This window comes from Pseudomonas sp. SIMBA_041, assembly GCF_046535095.1.
GTDB lineage: Bacteria > Pseudomonadota > Gammaproteobacteria > Pseudomonadales > Pseudomonadaceae > Aquipseudomonas > Aquipseudomonas mucoides.
In genome coordinates this window covers 1-258 of sequence record NZ_JAWRXJ010000528.1, presented here as the reverse complement: position 1 = coordinate 258, position 258 = coordinate 1, and the positions used below count along the sequence as shown (strand labels likewise).

General features: G+C 60.5%; 1 protein-coding gene. It reads left to right on the top strand.

The window, feature by feature from the left end:
- Window positions 1-102: 102 nt before the first annotated feature.
- Window positions 103-258, top strand: a 156-nt coding sequence (locus SB725_RS32210) for a nitrilase-related carbon-nitrogen hydrolase (protein ID WP_410923555.1), incomplete at its 3' end; no start/stop codon positions are given.

Genomic DNA, 258 nt, shown 5'->3' with positions numbered 1-258 from the left:
CTTCGCGCCGCATCCGGCTTCCTGAAAAACCCTTCACTGGTACAGGTGTTGCTGCCGAGAGTATGCTCGGCCTTTCGGCCTGTACCAGGGAAGGAGCTATTGATGAAACTTTGCGCCGTGCAATTGGCATCGCTCAAGGGCGACCTACAGGGCAACCTCGAACGCCACCTTGTCTGCATCGAGCAGGCGGTGGCGCTGGGTGCCGAGCTGGTGGTGTTTCCTGAACTGTCGCTGACCGGCTACGAGCCGACCTTGGCC